The organism is Rhodoplanes sp. Z2-YC6860 (assembly GCF_001579845.1).
GTDB lineage: Bacteria > Pseudomonadota > Alphaproteobacteria > Rhizobiales > Xanthobacteraceae > Z2-YC6860.
Window position 1 is genome coordinate 7,547,419 of sequence record NZ_CP007440.1, and the last position, 21,275, is coordinate 7,568,693.

Sequence of the window (21,275 nt, forward strand, 5' to 3'; positions counted from 1 at the left end):
GCATAGCCCATCCATTGGCCGGGACGCGCGTCCAAGGCTATAAGCGGCGGCCTCCACCGCCTGCTCTCACAGCCATGCCGCAATCCATCGGACAGCCGCTCCGCCGCAAGGAAGACCTGCGCCTCCTCACCGGCAGCGGCCGTTTCAGCGACGACGTCAGGCTCGAAGGCCAAGCCTATGCCTTCGTGCTGCGCTCGCCGCATGCCCATGCGCGGATTCGTTCGATCGACGTGAAAGCCGCGCAAGCGATGCCGGGCGTGCTCGCAGTGCTGACCGGCGCGGATGCCGAAGCCGACGGGCTGAAGGACATCCCGCATACGCCGATACCGATGAAGCCGCCGGCGGACATCCTCCTGATCAACCGCGACGGCACGCCGCACGGCTACGCGCCGCAACACCTCTTGCCGACCGACCGGGTGCGTTACGTCGGTCAGCAGGTCGCGATGGTGGTGGCCGAGACCGTGGCGCAGGCGAAGGACGCCGCGGAAAAGATCGCGGTCGAATACGAGCCGATCGACGTGGTCGTCGCCGGACGCGATGCCGTCGAGGCGCGAGCGCCGCGGCTTTATGACAATGTTGCGAACGTCTGCATCGACGCAGACGTCGGCGATGTCGAGGCGACCAAAACGGCGTTTGCGAAAGCCGCGCATATCGCGCGCTTCACAACAGACGTGCAGCGCGTCACCGGCGTGCCGCTCGATGCGCGGGCCGCCGTCGGCGTCTACGATCCGGCATTGAAGAAATACACGCTGCATGCGGGCTCAGGCGGCGTGGTGCGGCAGAAGGCCGAGCTGGCCGGCGTGCTCGGCGTGCCGCCCAGCGACGTCCGCGTCGAATGCGGCGACGTCGGCGGCAATTACGGCACCCGCAACGCCTTCTATCCGGAGTTCGCACTGGTGGTATGGGCCGCGAAGCGCCTCGGCCGTCCGGTGAAATGGACCTGCGAGCGCTCGGAAGCGTTCGCCAGCGACTATCAGGGCCGCGATCAGGCGATCACTCTCGAACTTGCGCTCGACCAGAAGGGCAAGTTCCTCGCCGTTCGCGGCGAGGTGATCATGAATGTCGGCGCGCACAGCGTGATGTTCGTGCCGCTCGTCAAATGCAGCGAGCTTCTCACCTCGGTCTATCGCGTGCCGACCGCGCATATCCGCTCGCGCGCGGCGCTCACCAACACGGTGCCGACCAGCCCCTATCGCAGCGCCGGCCGGCCCGAGGCGATGTTCGCAGTCGAACGCGTCATCGACGTGGCAGCGCACCAGCTCGGCCAAGACCGCGTCACGCTGCGACGGCGCAATCTCATTCCGCCGTCGGCGCAGCCTTATCCCAATCCGCTCGGCATGACCTACGACTCCGGCGACTACGCCAAGGTCATGGACCGCACGCTCGAGCTCGCCGACTGGAGGGGCTTTTCGAAACGAAAGCGCGACAGCAAGCGCCGGGGCAAACTCCGCGGCATCGGGCTCGCCAACTACATTGAATCGACAAGCGGCGCGCCGCGCGAATACGCCAAGGTCGACGTGCTGCCCGAGGGCCGCGTCGACGTCACCGTTGGCACGCTCTCCAGCGGCCAAGGCCACGAGACGAGCTTTGCCCAATGCATCGGCGAATGGCTCGGCGTCGAGGTCGACAGCATCCGTCTCATCCAGGGCGACACCGACATCGTGCCGGTCGGCGGCGGCTCACATTCGGCGCGCTCAATGCGCATGGGCGGCGTGGTGATGGGCAAGGCCTCGCAGGCGGTGATCGCCAAGGCGACGAAGATCGCAGCCCACGTGATGGAAGCCGACTCGGCCGACATCGCGTTTCGCGACGGCCGCTTCACGGTGACCGGCACCGACCGTTCCATCGGATTGTTCGAGGTGGCGAAGGCTGCGCGGGAGCGTAGCGACCTGCCCCAGGATATGCGCGGACCGCTTGCCGCCGACTGCGACGATCTGATCCTGATCGCGGGCTTTCCGTTCGGCAGCGCTATCTGCGAGGTCGAGATCGACCCCGACACCGGACACACCGATATCGTGCGCTACACCGCGATCGATGACGTCGGCCGGGCCGTCAATCCGCTCATTCTGCACGGCCAGACCCATGGCGGCATCGTCCAGGGCGTCGGTCAGGCGATGTGGGAGCATTCCCATTACGACCCAAAGAGCGGCCAGCTTCTGGCCGGCTCGATGATGGACTACGCCATGCCGCGGGCGCCGATGCTGCCCTCTTTCACCACCGAAATCAGCGAAACGCTGGCGCCCGGCAATCCGCTCGGCGTGCGGGGCGGCGGCGAAGGCGGGACCACCCCTGCGCTGGCGGTGGTGGTCAATGCCGTGGTCGATGCGCTATCGGAATACGGCGTGACGCATCTGGAAATGCCGCTGACGGCGGAGCGGGTGTGGCGCGCGATCCGGGACGGAAGGGCAAAGACAAAGAAGCGCTGACCCCCTCCCCGACCCTCCCCCTTTCAGGGGGAGGGAGACGGTGCCGCACGACCTTCCTCCCCCTGAAAGGGGGAGGAATGAGGTGGGGGTCAGATCAGTGACGTTGAAAGTTGGAGGAGAAGAAAAATGGCTGACGATATTCTGGTGAAGCAGGACGGACCGATCCTCCGCATCACGCTCAACGCCCCGGATCGCGGCAACGCGGTGACCGACGACATGGTCATCCGGCTGACCAAGATGATCAACGAGGCCGGCAAGACCGCCGACATCGTGGTGCTGCGCGGCGCCGGCAAGGACTTCTGCGTCGGCCGCGCCGGCATGGGCGCGCGGCCGAGTCCGGAGCCCACCGCGTATACGCGGCGCAATTTCTCCGACGTGGTGTTCGACGCTTACGGCGCGATGCGCAACTGCCCGATCCCGATCATCGCCGTGGTGCAGGGCGGCGCGCATGGCTTCGGCTGCGCCATCGCCGCAGCCTGCGACATCACCATCGCGAGCGACAAGGCGAGCTTCTCGGTGCCCGAGATGGCGCACCAGATCATGCCGACCATGGTGATGTCGTCCTTCGTCGACCGCGTGCCGCGGAAGGCCATGGCCTATCTGGTCTACTCGATGTTCGAAGTGACGCCCGAGCGTGCCCTGTCTTACGGCATCGTCAGCGACGTGGTGCCGGCGGCCCAGCTCGACAGCCATGTCGACAAGCTCACTGCGGCGATGCTGAAGGCACCGCGCATCTCGCTCACCAGCGCCAAGGAATACGTCCGCACCGGTCCGGATATGTCGACCGCGGGCGCCGTGGAATATGCACGCAACTTGCATGCCGTGATCAACGCCGCCGAAGAGATCAGAAAGCCGCGCGGCTAGCCCACCGCGGTCATGGCCGGGCTTGTCCCGGCCATCTCGCTTAGGAAGGCACTGTGCCCACCTGAGCGAGATGCGCGGGTCAAGCCCGCGCATGACAGCGGAGTAAATGGCGCCGATAGAAAACTAGGAACCGACAATGAAAGTGTTCATCTTCGACCTGCTCGCCTACGGCAAGCACTTCGACCAATACAAGCAGACCAAGTATCTGCCGTATCCGCTCGGCAGCGATCACTATGATCGCGAGGTCGCGGCGCAGACCTATGAGCAGCACCTGCAATGCTGGGAGGAGATGGACAAGCTCGGCTTCGACGGCGTCGGGCTGAACGAACATCACACCACGCCGCACGGACTGATGAACTCGCCCAATATGATGGCGGCGGTGGCGGCGCAGCGCACCAAGAAACTGAAGTTCCTGATGCTCGGCAACCTCGTGCCGCTGCACAATCCGCTGCGCATCGCCGAGGAGCTGGCGATGGCCGACACCATGTCGCGCGGGCGCATCCTGTCGGGCTTCGCCCGCGGCGTGCCACGCGAGTACAACGTCTACGGCGTGCCGATGAGCGAGTCGCGGGCGCGCTTCGAGGAGGCGGTCGACATCATCCTCAAGGCCTGGACCGAGTCGAAGTTCTCCTACGAGGGCAAATACTGGTCCTACAAGGACATCTCGATCTGGCCGCGGCCCTACACCCAACCTCATCCGCCCGTGTGGGTGCCGTTCACCGGCTCCGCGGAAACCATCGAATGGGCCGGCAAGCACAACTTCAGCGCTGTCATCCCCGATCACCATCGCGGGCTGACGCAGGACATCGTCGGCTATTTCGCAAAGCAGCTTCACGCCAACGGCCACAAGATCACGCCGGAGCACATGTGCTTCTTCACCGACGCCTATGTGGCGAAGGATCGCGAGACCGCGATCAAGGAGTACAGCCCGTTCTATCTCTATTTCGTGCAGACGCTGTGGCACCACGGCTCGCTGGAAAAGGCGTCGCAACCCCAGGGCACGGGTTACCGGTCGTCATCGTCGACGGACTACATCAAGCCCGAGAACCGGGTCGGCGTCGGCGTCGACCGCGAGGGCATGCAGAAGACCACGCTGGCCGACATCGAGCACAAGATCTCGTCCGGCGAGCTGTCATGGGGCTCGCCCAAGGAGGTCGCCGACAACCTGATCGAAGGCGCCGAGCGCATGGGTGCCAACAACCTGCTCATCAACATGAACGTCGGCGCCATGGCGCATGACGTGTTCCTGGAGCAGATCCGCCGCTTCGGCCGGGACGTCCTGCCGCGGCTGCAAGCCCACCAGGTCAAGCGCGTGCCGGCCGCGGAGACGGTGCCGGCTTAGTACTTCACCCTTTGCCAAGCAGCAGGCGCTCGTGTCCCGGGCGCAGCGCAGCGCGTAGCGGTGCGCTGCAGACCCGGGACCCCGGTTGGCTTCCAGGCACTCACACGATCTGGTCGGTCAAGTCATTCCACTCGGGGTTTTGCGCTTCGATCAGCTGGAATTTCCACTCGCGCCGCCACCGTTTCAGCGTGTTCTCGCGAGCGCGCGCCTCCAAAATCGAAGCATACGGCTCCACATAAACAAGGCGAGTAACCTTGTACTGGCGCGTAAATCCCGGAACTGCGCCCGATTTGTGCTGGCTCATTCGCTGGCTCAAATCGTTCGTCACGCCGACATACATCGTGCCCCGATATCGGTTTGCGAGGATGTAGACGAAGAATTCGGACATGGTGCTTGATTAGAGCAACCGGGGTCCCGGGTCTGCAATGCATCACTTCGCTGCGCTCCGTGCTGCACTGCGCCCGGGACACGTGCCAAACGGCTTGAATCTGGCTGGCTAACCGTCGCACATTACGCGCCGAGGAAAGCCACCCCGTCATAATCACAAACCAAGAGTCCGGTCCCATGTCCCAGCCTGCCGCCAAGATCAGCAATGCCCCGGAGCACTCGACCGCCTACTACTTCATCGAGGGCCTGAACGAGCTCGGCATCGAGCATCTCTTTTGCAACTTCGGCACCGACCACGCGCCGACCATCGAGGCGATGGCGGAGCGGCAGAAGAACGGCGAGAAAGTTCCCAATGTCATGCTGTGTCCGCACGAGAACACCGCGGCACACATGGCGATGGGCTATGCGACGGTCACCGGACGCGGCCAGGCCGTGCTGGTGCATGTCGACGTCGGCACCGCCAACACCGCGAACGGCATGCACAACCTGTTCAGGAGCCGCCTGCCGGCGCTGCTGATGTCCGGCAAGGCGCCCTACACATCGAGCAACGAGCTGGTCGGCTCGCGCGACACCTACGTGCACTTCGTGCAGGAGCCGATCGATCAAGGCGCGCTGGTGCGGCCCTATATGAAGTGGGAATGGACGCTGCCGTCGGGCGTGGTGGTGAAGGAGGCGCTGCGCCGCGCCCACACCATCATGGAAACCAAGCCCGCGGGCCCGGTCTACTTCATGGCGCAGCGCGAGACGCTCACCGAGAAATGGGCGACCGACCAGATTCGCAGCTATTCGGCTTCGAACTACGCGCAGTCGCAGTCCGGCGGCGCCGACCCGGCGGCGGTCGCGCAGATTGCCGACAAGCTGCTCGCCGCCGAGCATCCGATTCTCATTTGCGGTTATGCGGGCCAGTCGAAGGACGCCTCGAAGATGATCGAGGAGCTTTCCACGCTCGCCGGCATCGCGGTGTTCGAAGGCAACCAGACCTTCAACATCTCGCATGAGTTCCCCTGCTTCCTCGGCTATTCGCCGAACAAGCATCTGCCGAAGGCCGATGTCGGCATCCTGGTTGATGTCGACGTGCCCTGGTTTCCCGCCGACGTGCAGCACGGCGACAAGTCGTTCTGGGCGCACATCGACGTCGACACCCTGAAGGCCGCGTCGCCGATGTGGACGTTCCCGGGCAACCTGCGCCTGCAAGGCGATTCCGGCCGCATCCTCGCCCAGCTCGTCGAAGAGGTGAAGAAGCGGGCGACGCCGAAGTTCAAGGAGGCCGCCGCGAAGCGCGTCGAGGCGCTGAGCGCCGAACGCAAGGCGTGGCGCGAGACTGCCAAGAAGCTCGCTTCCGAGAAGGGCAAGCCCGACGAGATCAACCCGCATTACCTGTTCTCGGAGCTCAACAAGCTCCTGAAGCCTGACGACATGGTGTTCAACGAAGGCGTGCGTAACGCCGGCGCTGCGTTGCTGCAGCTCGAGCGGCCGCTGCCGAACACCTGCGTGCGCTCGGGCGGCGGCGGCCTCGGCTGGTCCGGCGGCATGGCGCTCGGCGCCAAGCTCGCGGCTCCCGACAAGATGATGGTCCAGGTGGTCGGCGACGGCGGCTTCTATTTCGGCGGCCCGAGCTCGGTGTTCTCGGTGGCGAAGCAGTACAACCTGCCGATCCTCGTGTTGCTGCTCGACAACACCGGCTGGTCGGCGGTGAAAGAGTCGACGCTGCGCGTGTTCCCGCAGGGCACCGCGAAGGCGACCGAAAAATTCCAGGCCGGTCTGATGCCCGACGCCGAGTTCACCAAGATCGGCGAGGCGTTCGGCGCCCATGGCGAGAAGGTGGTCAATCCGGAAGATCTGCCGGCCGCGCTGAAGCGCTGCGTCGATGCCGTGCGCGGCGGCCAGACTGCGATCCTGCACGCACGCGTGACCAAGCTCTAGATCGCAGGCAACGCAAATCCCGGCCGCGCATGGAACGATGCGCGGCCGGATGTTTTCCAGCAGAGGGATCATCATGGCCGGCAATCTCAACGTGATGGCGTCGGTCGCTTTCAAAGGCCTGCTGGAGCGCTTCGAGCCCGAGTTCCGGCAGTCGACCGGATTTGTCTTCGCGCCGGTCTATGCGCCGGCCGGCACGGTGGTGAAACGCATCCGCACTGGCGCCACCGCCGACGTGGTGGTCGTCACGCCGGAGACGATGAAGCTCCTGATCGATGAAGGCCTCGCGATGGCCGGCTCCGAGCGCAACATCGCGACATCCGTCGTGGGCGTCGCGGTGCGCACCGGCGCGCCGAGACCCAAGATCGCGACTCCCGATGACGTCCGCACCGCCCTGATCGCGGCCAAGTCCGTCGCCTACACCGATCCGTCGACCGGGGCCGCAAGCGGCGTGCATTTCGTGCAACTGCTCGAGCGCTTCGGCATCGCCGACGCCGTCAAAGCCAAGGCGAAGCTCGGCGACGGCGGCCCGGTCGCCGAATTCGTGGCGCGCGGCGAAGCCGAGATCGCGATCCAGCAGTTGTGCGAACACATGCTGGTGCCGGGCGTCGATGTGGTCGGTCCCCTGCCGGACGAGCTCAACAAGACCACGGTGTTCACGGCGGGCGTGACCCGATCGGCAGCAGCGCCCGACGAAGGTGCGGCACTGATCAAGCTGTTGCTCGCTCCGCACGTCCGCGCCGCAATGCCGTCGCACGGGCTCACACCGGTCTGACGCCCTTTCATAGCGACTGAGACTTTCTGCGCCTTGGCATCGCGCGGTGGCAGTGCCAAGCTTTCCATCAACGCGCCGATACCAGAACGGGCGCGATGGATGGAGACGCACATGCAACGCGTCGTGCAATGGCTCTATGGCTTGGCGCTGGCCGCCACGCTCGTCTCAACGCCGGCTGCCGCCGAGCACTATCCCGAGCGAAGCGTCGAGATCGTCGTCTCCTATGGTGCCGGCGGCTCGACCGATTTCGTCGCCCGCGCCGTGGCGCAGAAGCTGAGCGAGGCGCTGGGCCAGTCCTTCGTCATCATCAACCGGCCGGGTGCGAGCGGCACCATCGGCATCATGAACGCAATGCGCGCCAAGCCGGACGGCTACACGCTCTACGTCGGGTACACTTCGGAAACCGTGGTGTTGCCGCAGATCTCCAAGACCGCGGCGTATTCGGCGATCGACGACTTCGAGCCGATCGCCGTCACCGGCCTCGTGCCGGTGGTGCTGATGGTGTCGAAGAACATCCAGGCCAACACGCTGCAGGAGCTCATCGCCGAGGTCCGCGCCAACCCCGGCAAGTACACCTACGGCGGCAGCGTCGGCAGCCCACCGCACATCATGGGGGCGTGGATGAACAAGATCCGCGGCCTCAACGTCACGCATGTGCCCTATCGCGGCGGCGCCCAGGGCGTGAACGACGTGATCGGCGGTCATCTCGATATGTTCTACGGCGGCGTCGCGGTCGGGAAAGCCGCCATCGCCTCCGGCTACGTCAAGCCGCTGGCGGTGACCGGCGACAAGCGCTCGGCGGCATTGCCGGACGTGCCGACCTTCAAGGAGGCCGGCGTACCGGAGTTCGATCTTGCGAGCTGGACCGTGATGCTTGCACCCAAAGGCACGCCCGCCGAGATCGTGGCGCTGCTTCGCACCGAAGTCTTGAAGGCGCTGGCCGATTCGAAGGTCCGCGAGGCGCTGGCCGCCCAGGGCGTCGAACCGAGCGAGAACCAGGACGTGAAGGCCTTCCTCACCCACGAGCGCGACGTCTTCGGCCGCGCGGTGCACGAACTCGGCATTACCATGGGACAGTAAGCCGCGTTGTGGTGCAGCGGCACCATTACGATTTGGCATCGCCACATTGTTATCGCATTATCCGCGGCCAAGCTTAGCCCTCGCCGCGGAGCATGCTGACCCGTGCCGTCGCCGGAAATCATGATCGAGCCCCGTCCGGTGCCAGGCCGGCGCACACCGGAGCGGCGAGCCGAGCCGCCACGGCCGCCGCCTGCCATCCCGGTGCCGGCAAAAAAGCCGCGCCGGTGGCTGCGCCGGATCGGCTGGCTCTTTCTGTTGGTGGTGCTCTGGTGTGGCTGGGCAGGCTACGCGGTCTATGACCTCTCATCCTCGCTCGATACCGAAGACGCGATCGGACTCGAGCGCCGGGTCGACTGGAGCCGGGTGCGCGAAGGGCTGCGCGACGACCTGCGCGTCATGCTTGGCTCCCCCAGTTCGGGCGAGATGGCCGCGGACTCAACCGTCGATCCCCTGATCACGCAGCGCGCCATCGTGGCGCTGGTTCGCTCGGCGCGACTGAACGAGCGCGGCTGGGAAATGGATCCGCGGCCCGGCCGCGGCTTCGATCTGCTGCGCATCCGCTACGCGTTCTTCACCGGCGGCCCGTTCGCGTTCCGTGTCGATCTCAAACCCGACAGCGACAGCGCCAAGCGGCCGCTGGTGCTGCTGTTCCGCTGGACTGGCGACTGGCGGCTGACGCGCGTGTTCCTGCCGGGAGATGCCTTTGGCAACACGCCGCCCGCGCCCGTCGCGCCGGCGGCACAACCATCGGCGCCGGCTGCGCCGAGTGCCTCCGCGCCGGCTCCCGTGCAAACAGCGGCAAAGACACCCCCGCCGCCCGATGCGCAACGGGTGATGCTCTATGAAGAGGATCCGACCGACCCGAACGGCAAAAGCTATCAGGGCTGGGTGGTCTGGCGCGCCGAACCGAGCAAAACCGGAAACCCGGCCGACGCGGCGATCATCTGTCAGGTCGCCATTCCGGACCGGCCGATGTCGGTAACGCTGACCATGCGGCGCAACGCCGATCGCGCGCTGCCGGCGAGCCACACCATCGACGTCAAATTCGATATTCCGGCGAATTCACCGACGCAGGGTGTGCTCGACGTGGCCGGCATCATGATGAAGCCGAACGAGGAGGCATCGGGACAGCAGCTCGCCGGCACCCGCGTGAAGGTCAGCAAGGACATCTTCCTGATGGGGCTGTCGGCCATCGATCTCGACGTCCAGCAGAACATGCAGATTCTGAAGGACCGGCCGTGGATCGGCATTCCGTTCGTCTACGGTGCCGGTCAACGCGCCGTGCTCTCGATCGAGAAGGGCGAAACCGGCAGCAAGATCATCAACGACACGGTGGCCCAGTGGACGCCCCCGGCGCCGGCGGCCGCATCGACGCCAGCGCCCGCGCCGGAAGCCCGCGGCCAGAGACGATAGAAACACATCGCGCCTCACGAATTTGGCGTTCCGCACCGCCGAATTCGACATCCGTCCGCTCGAACAATCGGGCTCGACCTGCGCCAGCATTTGCGCCTACGCTTCCTCAACAACAAAGCGTGAGGAAACGTCTGTGCTGGCTCACACCGCATCGATGCAGCAGCGCGCGGCGATGTACAACGCCAACGCGTTCAAAATCGGCTTGTTCGGCGCCAACTGCTCGTCCGGCCGCTCGGCCACCAAGGTGCCCGAGCGCTGGTCGGCGAGCTGGCCCGATTGTTTGAAGCTCGCCAAAATGGCGGACGAGGCCGGCATCGATTTCATGCTGCCGATCGGTCGCTGGAAGGGCTACGGCGGCGACACCAACTTCCACGGCTCGACGCTGGAAACCGTCACCTGGGCCGCAGGCCTTCTTGCGGCAACAAAGCACATCACGGTGTTCGGCACCGTACACGCGCCGCTGTTCAATCCGATCATCGCGGCGAAAGAGTTCGTCACGGTCGATCATATCGGCGAAGGCCGCTTCGGCATCAACCTCGTGGTCGGCTGGAACGAAGGCGAGTTCGACATGTTCGGCGTCAGCCAGCGCGAGCATGACGCCCGTTACGACTATGCGCAGGAATGGCTCGACGTCATCAAGCGCGCCTGGACCGACCACGACGAGTTCGACTTCGCCGGGCAATATCTCAAGCTCAAGGGCGTGCGCGCCTTTCCCAAACCGTTCGGCGACACCCGGCCGATCATCATGAATGCCGGCCGCTCCGGCATCGGGCAGTCCTTCGCGTTGAAAAACTGCGACGCGTTCTTCACCGCCACGGTGGACTCGCGCCACTCGATCGAGGCCAACGCCAAGAAGGTCGGCGAGATCAAGGGCGCCGCACAGGCGATCGGCCGCGAGATCGACGTCTATACGGTCGGTCAGGTGGTCTGCCGGCCGACGCAAAAGGAAGCCGACGACTATTACCGTCACGCTCAGGTCGACAACGCCGACTGGGGCGCGATCGAGCAGATGATGGCGCTGAAGAATGTCACGCGGCAGACCGTCACGCCCGAGGTCTACGCGCAGCAGCAGCAGTATTACGCGACCAAGGCGATCGGCGGCTATCCGTTCGTCGGCACGCCGGATCGCGTCGCCGAAGAGCTCGCCAACATCAGCCGCGCCGGCCTGCGCGGCATCGCCGTGTCGTTCATCAACTACCTCAACGAGGTGCCGTACTTCTGCGACGAGGTGCTGCCGCGCCTCGCGCGCCTCGGCATCCGAAGAGCATGATCCCGAAAAGTGGGCACCGGTTTTCGGAGAAGATCATGCTCAAACGAAAGGACCTGAGGAATCGAGCCATGCGCCCCACAGTGCGTCGATGGCTCTCAAACGTTCTGCTGGCTGCGCTGTTCGTCGTGCTGAGCGTGGTGCCGGGCGCGACACAGGACGCCTATCCGTCGCGGCTCGTCAAAATCGTGCTGCCCAACGCGGCCGGCTCGACCACCGACATCCTGGCGCGGCTGATTGCCGATCAGCTCAGCCGGAAATGGGGCAAGCCGGTGATCGTCGAGAACGTCCCCGGCGGCGGCATGTCGATCGGCTCGACGCAGGTGTTTCGCGCGGCGCCCGATGGCTACACGCTGTTCCTGTGTCCGCCATCGCCGCTCACCATCATGAAGCTGCTGTATCGCGATCTGCCGTTCGAGCCATCGCAGTTCACGCCGATCGCGCTCCTGGTTCGCGTGCCCAATGCGCTCGCGGTGCGCAAGGATCTACCGGCCGCGAACGTCAAGGAGCTGATCGACTACGCCAAAGCCAACCCCGGCAAGGTGACATTCGGTTCGCAGGGCGCGGGCTCGACCAGCCATCTGTCGGCGAACCTGATCGACCTGCTCGCCGGCACCGAGATGGTTCACGTGCCCTATCGCGGCGCGGTGCCCGCGCTCAATGCCGTGATGGCCGGCCAGATCGATTTCTTCTTCGACACCGTGACCACGTCGGTGCCGCAGCATCGCGCCGGTAACGTCCGGATCATCGCGGTCGGCAGCACCGAACGCTCGGAGATGGTGCCAGAGGCGCCGCCGGTGGCCGAGACGCTGCCGGGATTCCGCTCGGTGACCTGGTTCGCCATGGCGGGGCCGCCCGGCATGCCGGCCGAACTCGCGAAAAAGATCAATCAGGACATCAACGAGAGCCTGGCCCGCCCAGAGACCAAAGAGCGGCTGCAAAAGTTGTCTCTTGAACCGATGCCCGGCACGCCGGCCGACGCGGCAAAATTCTTCGTCGAAGAGACCGAGCTCTGGGGCCGGGTGATCCGGGAAAAGCACATCACCGTGCAGTGAGTTGGGCGGCACGCTCAAAGACCCGCGGCGTTCGTGCCGGAGGTAAACCGCGGCCGACGTGGTTAACGCGGCCTTAACACCATACCGTCAATATGCGGCGAACCGCATAAACCCCTCTTTATCCAAAGCGGGATTTCGTCGGCGTCGACCGTGCGGCTGGTGGTGGCAACTTAACCTCTCAACGCGAATGTGGCGTTGCGTGACTCGCGACAGAACATCCGCAAATGCACGCAGCTTTGGCCCCTGGACTCGAATGAAATCGAGTCAGCTCGGATTGGCACATGTCGTTTACGATCTCTTCACTAACCCCGCGACAGATCGCGGGCCTCAACACCACCGCCATCGCCGGCCTCCAGACCACGGACATCGCGCAGCTCAGCACGTCGCAGGCCGCGGCGCTGACCGCCGCGCAGATCAACGCGCTCGGAACCACTGACCTCCAGTTTCTGGCGACGACGCAGGTCGCAGCGCTTGCGCCGACCGTCCTGTCCCACCTGCTCACCCTGCAGTTTCAGAACTTTCTCGACACCCAGATCGCCGGCCTGACCGGAACGCAGGTCTCGGCCCTGACGACGTCCGAGATCGGCGCGCTGACCTCGACCGAGGTGCAGGCCTTCACCACCACCCAGGCCAATGCGCTGACGGCAGGCCAGTTCGCCGCCCTCACCACGACCGCGCTCGCCAGCTTCTCGACCACCCAGGTCAGCGCATTCACCACGACCCAGGTCCAGGGCTTGACCGCCGCGCAGCTCAATGCCGTGTCGAGCGATTGGCTCGACGCCGTCGATCTCAGCAAGCTGTCGATCACCCAAGTCCGGAGCCTCAGCAGCACGGCCATCAGCCAGCTGAGCACCACACAAGTCTCGAACCTCACTTCGACCCAGGCGGCCCAGCTCAACGCCTATCAGCTCGGCGCTCTCAGCTCGACCGAAATCCAGGGCTTCACCACCACCCAGGCCAACGCGCTGTCGTCGCGCCAGCTTGGCGCGCTCACCACCACGGCGCTCGGCAATTTCTCGACCACCCAAATCGGTGCGCTCACCACCACGCAGGCCCAAGGCCTGACCGCGACCCAGCTCAACACGCTCTCGGTCGATGGGCTCGACGCGCTGGACTTCACCAAGCTGTCGACCACTCAGGTCCGGGGCCTGAGCAGCACCACGATCAGCAATCTCACCGAAGGCCAGGTCGGCGCTCTGACCTCCACCGAGGTCAGCCTGCTCGCCGCCACCCAGATCGACGCGCTGAGCTCGACCGAGGTCCAGGCCTTCTCCACGACGCAGGCCAGTGCACTGTCAGGACGGCAGATCGCGGGTCTCACCACCACCGCGCTCAGCGACTTCTCGACCACGCAGATCGGCGCGTTCAGCACCGCGCAGATCCAGGGCCTGACCACCACCCAGCTGAATTCGCTCTCGACCGACGCGCTCGACGTCGTGGACGTGACCAAGCTCAGCACCACCCAGATCCGGGGCCTGAGCACCACGACCGTCGCCCAACTGACCGGGGCCCAGGTCGGCAGCATCACCTCCACCCAGGCTTCGCTGTTGAACTCGTCCCAGATCGGGGTTCTGACCTCGACCGAGATCCAGGCCTTCGCCACCACGCAAGCCAATGCGCTGACTGCCGCGCAGCTCCGCAGCCTCACCACCACGGCGCTCAGCAATTTCTCGACCACTCAAATCGGCGCGCTCAGCACCGCGCAGCTCCAGGGCCTTACCACCACGCAACTCAACGCGCTCTCGACCGATGCGCTTGACGTCGTGGACGTGACCAAGCTCAGCACCACCCAGGTGCGGAGCCTGAACAGCACCGCGATCAGCGCCTTGACCGATTCTCAGGTCGGCGCCTTGAACTCCACCGATATCAGTCTGCTCTCGACCACCCAGATCGGCGCGCTGAGCTCGACCGAGATCCAGGCCTTCACCACCACGCAGGCCAACGCGTTGTCCGGGCGGCAGCTTGGCGGCCTCACCACGACGGCGCTTGGCAACTTCTCGACCACCCAGATCGGCGCACTCAGCACCGCGCAGGTCCAAGGCCTGACCGCCGCGCAGCTCAACGCAGGCTCGGTCGATACGCTCGACGCCGTCGATCTGACCAAGCTTTCCGCCGCGCAGTTGGGCGGTCTTTCCACCACCACGATCGGCAATCTGACCGAGACCCAGGTCGGCACGCTGACCTCGACCCAGGTCGGCCTTCTGAACAGCGCGCAGTTCGGCGCGCTGACATCGACCGAAGTTCAGGCTTTCACCACTACGCAATTCTCGGGGCTCACGGCGCGGCAGCTCGGCGGTCTCACCACCTCGGCGCTGAGCAACTTCTCGACCACTCAGATCGGCGCGCTGAGCACCACGCAGGCGCGGGCGCTGACCACCTCACAGCTCAACAACATCAGCGCCGACGCGCTCGACGCCGTCGATCTCTCCAAGCTGACGTTCGCCCAGCTCACCGGGCTGAACACCACCAGCATCGGCAACCTGACCGAAACCCAGGTCGCGGGCCTGACCTCGACTCAGGTCAGCACGCTCACCACCCAGCAGGTCGGCGCGCTGACCTCGACCGAGGTGCAGAACTTCACCACCACGCAGGCCAATGCGCTGACCACCACGCAGCTCGGCCGCATCACCACCACGGCGCTCGGCAACTTCTCGACGACGCAAATCAGCGCGCTCGGCACCACACAGGTCAACGCGCTCACCACCACACAGCTCAACAACGTCGACCCCTCCATCCTCGACGCTGTCGATCTGACAAAGCTTTCACTGGGCCAGCTGACCGGCTTGAACACCACCAGCATCGGCAACCTGACCGACACCCAGGTTGGCTCGCTGACTTCGACCCAGGTGCGTCAGCTCAGCGCCGTCCAGATCGGCGCGCTGAGCTCGACGGAGGTGCAGGCCCTCACCACCACGCAGGCCAACGCGCTAAGCGCGACGCAGATTTCCGGGTTGAGCACGACGGCGCTGGGGCTGTTCTCCAGCACCCAGATCGGCGCGTTCACGACCACCCAGGTGCAGGGCCTCACCACCACCGGGCTCAACTCGCTGTCCATCGACTCTCTCGACGCTGTCGACGTAACCAAGGCCACTGCGGCGCAGATCGCAGGCCTCACCACGACCTCGATCGGCGAATTGACGGACGCGCAGGTCGGCGCATTCTCGACCGCGCAGGTCGCGATCCTCACGACCAGTCAGATCGGCACCCTGACCTCGACGGAGATCCAGGCCTTCGCCACCACGCAGGCCGATGCGCTGACGACGTCGCAGCTCAGCAGGCTGACGACCACCACGCTCAACAATTTCTCGAGCACCCAGATCGGCGCGCTGAGCACGACGCAATTGCGCAGCCTGACCACCGCGGAGCTCAATTCGCTGTCGGTCGACTCGCTCGATGCCGTGGACGTGACCAAAGCCACCACTGCGCAGGTCGCGGGCCTCAGCACCACCTCGATCAGCCTGTTGAGCGAGGCGCAGGTCGGCGCCTTCTCCACCGCGCAGGTCGCGAGCCTCTCGGCCGGCCAGATCGGCGTGCTGAGCTCGACCGAGGTGCAGGGCTTCACCACCACGCAGATGAACGCGCTGAAGCCAACGCAATTCGCCGGCCTCACGACCACGGCGCTTGGGCTGTTCTCCAGCGATCAGATCTATGCGCTCACCACCACGCAGCTGCAGGGTCTGACCACCACGCAGATCAATGGGCTCGACGTCGACACGTTCCAGGCGCTCGATTTCTCCAAGCTCGGCTGGTATCAGGTCCGCGGCTTGAGCACGACCGCCATGGACGAGGTCACAGCCGTCCAGATCGGCGCGCTGAACACGGTCCAGGTCTCGCTGCTTTCAACCAGTCAGATCGGCGCGCTGTCGTCCGACAACGTCCAGTCGCTGAACACCGCGCAGCTCAATGCGCTGACGACGCAGCAGCTCGGCGGCCTGACCACCACGGCGGTGGAGCTGTTCTCGAGCGACCAGATCGGCGCGCTGACCACCACCCAGGTGAGAGGCCTGACCACCACGCAGCTCAACGGCATCAGCCCCGACCTGCTCGACGCGGTCGATGTCAGCAAGCTGCAATACGGCCAGCTCAACGGCCTGAACACGACCAGCATCGGCAACCTGAGCGAGGCCCAGGTCGCCTCGCTGACCTCGACCCAGGTCGGCCAGCTCGCCGCCGTGCAGATCGGCGCGCTCAGCTCAACCGAAGTCCAGAACTTCACCACCACGCAGGCCAATGCGCTGAGTGCCGTGCAGCTTGGCAACCTGACCACGACTGCGCTCGGGCTGTTCTCCAGCGACCAGTTCGGCGCTCTGACCACCGGTCAGGTCCAGGGCCTGAGCACGACACAGCTCAACGGGCTATCGGTCGACGACCTCGATGCGGTGGACTTGAGCAAGGCCACCACGGCACAGATCGCAGGCCTGACCACCACCACGTTCAGCCAGTTGAGCGACATCCAGGTCGGTGCATTCTCCGCGGCGCAGATCGCGAGCCTGTCGACCAGCCAGATCGGGGTGCTGACCTCGACCGAGGTGCAATCCTTCACCGCCACGCAAACCGGCGCGCTGACGCCGACGCAGCTCGGCAAGCTGACCACCACGGCGCTCGGCCTGTTCTCGAGCGACCAGATCGGCGCGCTGACCACTGCTCAGCTCCGAGGCCTGAGCACCACGCAGCTCAACGCGCTCTCGACCGATGCGCTCGACGCCGTTGATGTGACCAAGGCCACCACGGCGCAGATCGCGGGTCTCACCACGACCGCGTTCGCTCAATTGAGCGACATCCAGACCGGCGCGCTGGCCGCCACGCAGATCGCCGTGCTGACGACCAGCCAGATCGGCGTGCTCACTTCGACCGAAGTCCAAGGCTTCACCACGACCCAGACCGGCGCCCTGACCGCGGCGCAGCTCGGCAACCTCACCACCACGGCGCTCGGCCTGTTCTCGAGCGACCAGATCGGCGCGCTCACCACCACCCAGCTGCGCAGCCTGAGCACCACCCAGCTCAACGGGCTGTCGATCGACGAGCTCGACGCCGTCGACGTGAGCAAGGCCACCACGACCCAGATCGCGGGGCTCACCACGACCGCGTTCGGTCAGTTGAGCGACATCCAGGTCGGCGCGCTCTCCGCAGCGCAGATCTCGAACCTCTCGACCGATCAGATCGGGGTCCTGACATCGACCGAGGTGCAGTCCTTCACCACGACGCAGGCCAACGCGCTGACCGCGACGCAGCTCGGCAACCTGACCACGACGGCGCTGGGGCTGTTCTCCAGCGACCAGATCGGCGCGCTCAGCACCGACCAGCTCCAGAGCCTGACCACGACCCAGCTCAATGCGCTGTCGGCCGATGCGCTCAACGCCTTGGACGTGGCCGACGCCACCGCAACGCAGATCGACGGCCTCACCAGCACGGCATTCGGCCAGTTGACCGAAGCCCAGGTCGGCGCGCTCACCGCGGATCAGATCACCGGTCTTTCGATCGATCAGATCGGCACGCTGACCTCGTCCGAGATCCAGTCCTTCACCACCACGCAAGCCAATTCGCTGACCGGCACACAGTTCGGCGGGATGTCGCTTGCGGAGCTCGGACTGTTCTCGCTCGACCAGGTCAGTGCGCTCACCACCGACCAGGTGCAGGGCCTGACGGCCGATCAGCTCAACACGGTCGGCACTGACCTGCTCGACGCGCTCGATCTCAGCAAGTTCAGCGGCGACCAGCTCACCTGGCTGACGACCACGACGTTCGCGAACCTGACCGACACTCAGGTCGGCACGCTGACCTCGGATCAGATTCCGGCGCTGTCGGCGGATCAGCTTCAGGTGCTCAGCACGACCGAGATCGGAAACTTCACCACGGATCAGGTGGGCGGGCTGACCTCCGACCAGATCGCCGGGCTGACCACGACCTACTTCTCGGCGCTCACCGCGACGACCGGCATCCCGTCGCTCAGCGCCGATGCCATCGCGGGCATCAGCACGGACGACATTTATGCCCTGACCACCGATCAGGCCAACGCCTTCACGCAGACCCAGATCGGCAACATGTCCATCGACCAGCTCCACGCGCTGGCCGACGTTGTGGCATAGGGCGGATATCGGAACGCGAACCGATATCACCCGGGCGGCTGACCTCGTGTCGGCCGCCGCCGCACCCAGAACTGATACATCGACTTGAACAGGTCCGGGTCCTGCTGCTCGAGCGAATGCCAGTTCGCGAGATCGGTCTTGCCCGCGTCAGCCGGGAACGTCTGGCCGTACCGCTGCAATGCCGTGGCTTCGACTTCGAACCCGATCATTTCGAGATCGTGCTCGGCCAGAAAGCCGGCGATCTCCGGCAATCCGTATTTGTGCTCCTGCACGTGGAACAGCAGGTCGCGGCATTCGCTTAGGCTGTAGAAGTCCACCATGTGGGCGACGGCCTTGGCCGGGTGACCATCTGGAAGCGCAAGGATGTCGAGCCGCGCGCGGCGCATATCATCGTCATCGCGGCCGTAGCCGCGCTCACCGATCAAGCGTTGCGCTGCCGTGACGGGACTGCCGCCCAGCGCGCTGTAGAGCGCGACCCGCATGCAGCCGTGCGGCCGCAGCACCGAGAGCAGCGCGCACCAGCCGGCCCAGGGCTCGGCCATGTGGTGCAGCACGCCACAACTGTCGATCACATCGAAGCTGCGGCCGATCGAGCCGATCTTGAGGATATCGGCCTGGCCGTAGGCGATGCCGCTCAGCCCCATCGCATCGGTCATGGTCTTGGCGTAGCCCAGGCTGGTGCGGCTCAAATCGATGGCCGTCAGGCGCAGTCCGCTGAATGTCTGCGCGACGGCGGCGACGTGGCGGCCAGTGCCGCACCCGGCAATCAGGTAATCGAGCATCGATCCGGCATCACCGGGATCGACGTTCGCGAGCGGGAAACGGCTGCGGAGATACGAGCCGAACGGCACCGGCGCCGTCATGGCGCGAATGGCCCGCCACCTTGGATAAGGGCTTTGCTCGTACTGCTGCTGCACCAGCCGGGAGGTGCGATCTTCGACAGCTGTCAGGCTTGGAATGGATTCTCCGATCCGGGCCTGGTGCCTCGGCTCCGTGATTTGCAGCGCCAACAGCGGTGCGACCGGATCGGGCCATGGCGTTGCCAGCAGCCTGTCCAACGTCTCGGCCGGCAGCGCGTGCAGCGGCATGTATGAGCCGATCGCGGCGATCCACCACGCCGACATGGCTGCACCTGTCGCCGCGGCTGCAGCGAGACGGTCGCGCAACGAAACAGCCTTCTGCCGTTCGGCCGCATCCGAGCTCAAGACATAGTCGTTGAGGAAGCATTGCCGCGCCAGCGCGCAGTGCAACGCAAGGAGATCGCCGTCCTCGCTGGTGCCCGGCATGGCCTGCATCGCGAAATCGAGCAACGTGGCTCGCATGGCCCGCAACAAACCGTCGCCATCGATCCAGCTCAGCGGCTCCGAGACCAGCAGGGCGAGGAACAGCCGATTTCGCGCAATCTCCGCCAGATCGGCGATATCGATCGCGCCCGTCGTGCATGGGACGCACCGGCTCACCGTCGGATCGCGGCGCAGAACCGCGATGCTGACATTCAAAATGTCCCGCGGGTCGCCCCACGGCTCGATCAGCGCGCGGGCAAGCTCGGCGCCATATGCGTGTGCGTAGGGCAAAGACCGTTGGTCTGCGAGGCAGCCGAACAGCAGCGCTCGTGTCTCGGCGTCTTCCGCCGTATCGTTCGCACGTTTCAGCAAAGTGAGCGCGCCACCAAGGTCGCCGCCGAACAGCGCTCGGGCCTGCGCGATGCAGGCGCCGCGAAATTCGCGCTTCAAACGTTGTGCCTGCTCTTGGTGGAACGCCGCTCCGCTCACGTCACCTTCGACCTTCAGTGCAGCGGCGAGGCCCTGATGCGCCACGAGCGCGTTGGGATGGCGTCCGATCGCGTGCCGATACCATCGAATCGCCTCCGCGGGCCGTCCCACGTCCCGCAACGCATCGCCGGCATTGACCGCGGCTTCGATCAGCGCAGGATCGAGCGTGGCCGCACGCTCGAAGTGGCGTATCGCGTCCTCGCGCTGGCCCAAAGCTTTGAGCGCCGTGCCGAGATTGTTGTGCGTCGGGGCGTGGTCCGGATTCAGCCCCAGCGCCAGCCTGTAGTGGCCGGCCGCTTCGTCATGCCGGCCCATCTCCGCAACCAGATTGGCGATGTTGTAATGGCTCTCGCAAGAGCGCGGCTGAAGCGCGAGCGCGGACCGGTAGTTTGCCAGCGCCTCCGTCGGCCGCTGCTGGGCTTTGAGCGCGTTGGCGAGGTTCATGTAAGCCGCGGCGTAGCCGGGGCGCAACTCGATCGCACGGCGATTGTGTTTCAACGCTTCATCGAATCGCCGCAACGCGCCGAACGCAATGCCGATGTGATAGTGGCACTCGGGAATCGAACCATCGAGCACGATCGCCCGCCCAATCAGGTCGACGGCCGCATCGAGACTGCCGAGCGTGATGGCAACAATGCCGCGATGGTGCAGGGCTTCGACGTGGCGTGGGTTCAACGCGAGCACCTTGGCGTAGCCGGCGTCGGCCTCGCGCAACTCGCCTCGCTGATGGAGCGACAGCGCATCGGCGAACAGACGTGCATCGTCGTCCGAAACGGATTTGACCATTTTTGGCCTGGGTGAAATGGGCCGACCAGGGCTTGCAGGCAATCAAAAGCGACTATTCCCAACGGGTGGATTGTAATCGTTGGTTCCTGCCCACTGGAAGAG

The 21,275-nt window shown here is 65.3% G+C and carries 12 protein-coding genes; 10 read left to right on the forward strand and 2 right to left on the reverse strand.

Features of this window, described 5'->3' with window-relative positions; all coding sequences use genetic code 11:
- The first annotated feature begins 74 nt into the window (after positions 1-74).
- The 3 genes from RHPLAN_RS35095 (at position 75) to RHPLAN_RS35105 (ending at position 4,632) form a co-directional block, all read left to right on the forward strand.
- Positions 75-2,426: a xanthine dehydrogenase family protein molybdopterin-binding subunit gene (locus RHPLAN_RS35095; RefSeq protein WP_068028750.1), complete on the forward strand. Its 2,352-nt coding sequence runs from the start codon at positions 75-77 to the stop codon at positions 2,424-2,426.
- A gap of 126 nt (positions 2,427-2,552) precedes the next feature.
- The gene (locus tag RHPLAN_RS35100; protein WP_068028753.1) at positions 2,553-3,290 is read left to right on the forward strand and encodes an enoyl-CoA hydratase/isomerase family protein; all 738 of its coding nucleotides are present in this window, start codon (positions 2,553-2,555) and stop codon (positions 3,288-3,290) included.
- Positions 3,291-3,426: 136 nt separating this feature from the next.
- Positions 3,427-4,632, forward strand: coding sequence for an LLM class flavin-dependent oxidoreductase (locus RHPLAN_RS35105; protein ID WP_068028756.1), 1,206 nt, complete (start codon positions 3,427-3,429; stop codon positions 4,630-4,632).
- A 100-nt stretch (positions 4,633-4,732) separates the two neighbouring features.
- On the opposite strand, the gene RHPLAN_RS35110 is transcribed toward RHPLAN_RS35105, so the two are convergent.
- Entirely contained in the window at positions 4,733-5,020 is a 288-nt protein-coding gene (locus RHPLAN_RS35110) for a GIY-YIG nuclease family protein (protein WP_068028759.1), read from the reverse strand.
- Between the two features lie 176 nt (positions 5,021-5,196).
- Here RHPLAN_RS35110 and RHPLAN_RS35115 point away from each other — a divergent pair, with 176 nt between their 5' ends.
- The 7 genes from RHPLAN_RS35115 (at position 5,197) to RHPLAN_RS35145 (ending at position 18,615) form a co-directional block, all read left to right on the forward strand.
- A complete protein-coding gene (locus tag RHPLAN_RS35115) occupies positions 5,197-6,942 on the forward strand; it encodes a thiamine pyrophosphate-requiring protein (RefSeq protein ID WP_068028762.1) in 1,746 nt (581 codons plus the stop codon).
- A 73-nt stretch (positions 6,943-7,015) separates the two neighbouring features.
- Positions 7,016-7,714 (forward strand): molybdate ABC transporter substrate-binding protein, encoded by a 699-nt coding sequence (locus RHPLAN_RS35120; protein ID WP_198164629.1) that lies wholly within the window; start codon positions 7,016-7,018, stop codon positions 7,712-7,714.
- Positions 7,715-7,825: 111 nt separating this feature from the next.
- Complete coding sequence (locus tag RHPLAN_RS35125; protein WP_198164630.1) at positions 7,826-8,794, forward strand: Bug family tripartite tricarboxylate transporter substrate binding protein; 969 nt, start codon at positions 7,826-7,828, stop codon at positions 8,792-8,794.
- 120 nt (positions 8,795-8,914) lie between these two features.
- Positions 8,915-10,207 (forward strand): DUF2939 domain-containing protein, encoded by a 1,293-nt coding sequence (locus tag RHPLAN_RS35130; protein ID WP_068028770.1) that lies wholly within the window; start codon positions 8,915-8,917, stop codon positions 10,205-10,207.
- A 133-nt stretch (positions 10,208-10,340) separates the two neighbouring features.
- The gene (locus RHPLAN_RS35135) at positions 10,341-11,477 is read left to right on the forward strand and encodes an LLM class flavin-dependent oxidoreductase (RefSeq protein ID WP_198164631.1); all 1,137 of its coding nucleotides are present in this window, start codon (positions 10,341-10,343) and stop codon (positions 11,475-11,477) included.
- A gap of 68 nt (positions 11,478-11,545) precedes the next feature.
- Complete coding sequence (locus RHPLAN_RS35140; protein WP_068028773.1) at positions 11,546-12,529, forward strand: Bug family tripartite tricarboxylate transporter substrate binding protein; 984 nt, start codon at positions 11,546-11,548, stop codon at positions 12,527-12,529.
- 281 nt (positions 12,530-12,810) lie between these two features.
- Positions 12,811-18,615 (forward strand): beta strand repeat-containing protein, encoded by a 5,805-nt coding sequence (locus tag RHPLAN_RS35145; protein ID WP_068028776.1) that lies wholly within the window; start codon positions 12,811-12,813, stop codon positions 18,613-18,615.
- A gap of 26 nt (positions 18,616-18,641) precedes the next feature.
- Here the strand turns inward: RHPLAN_RS35145 and RHPLAN_RS35150 are convergent, their stop codons facing one another.
- A complete protein-coding gene (locus tag RHPLAN_RS35150) occupies positions 18,642-21,173 on the reverse strand; it encodes a tetratricopeptide repeat protein (RefSeq protein WP_068028779.1) in 2,532 nt (843 codons plus the stop codon).
- Between the last annotated feature and the right edge of the window lie 102 nt (positions 21,174-21,275).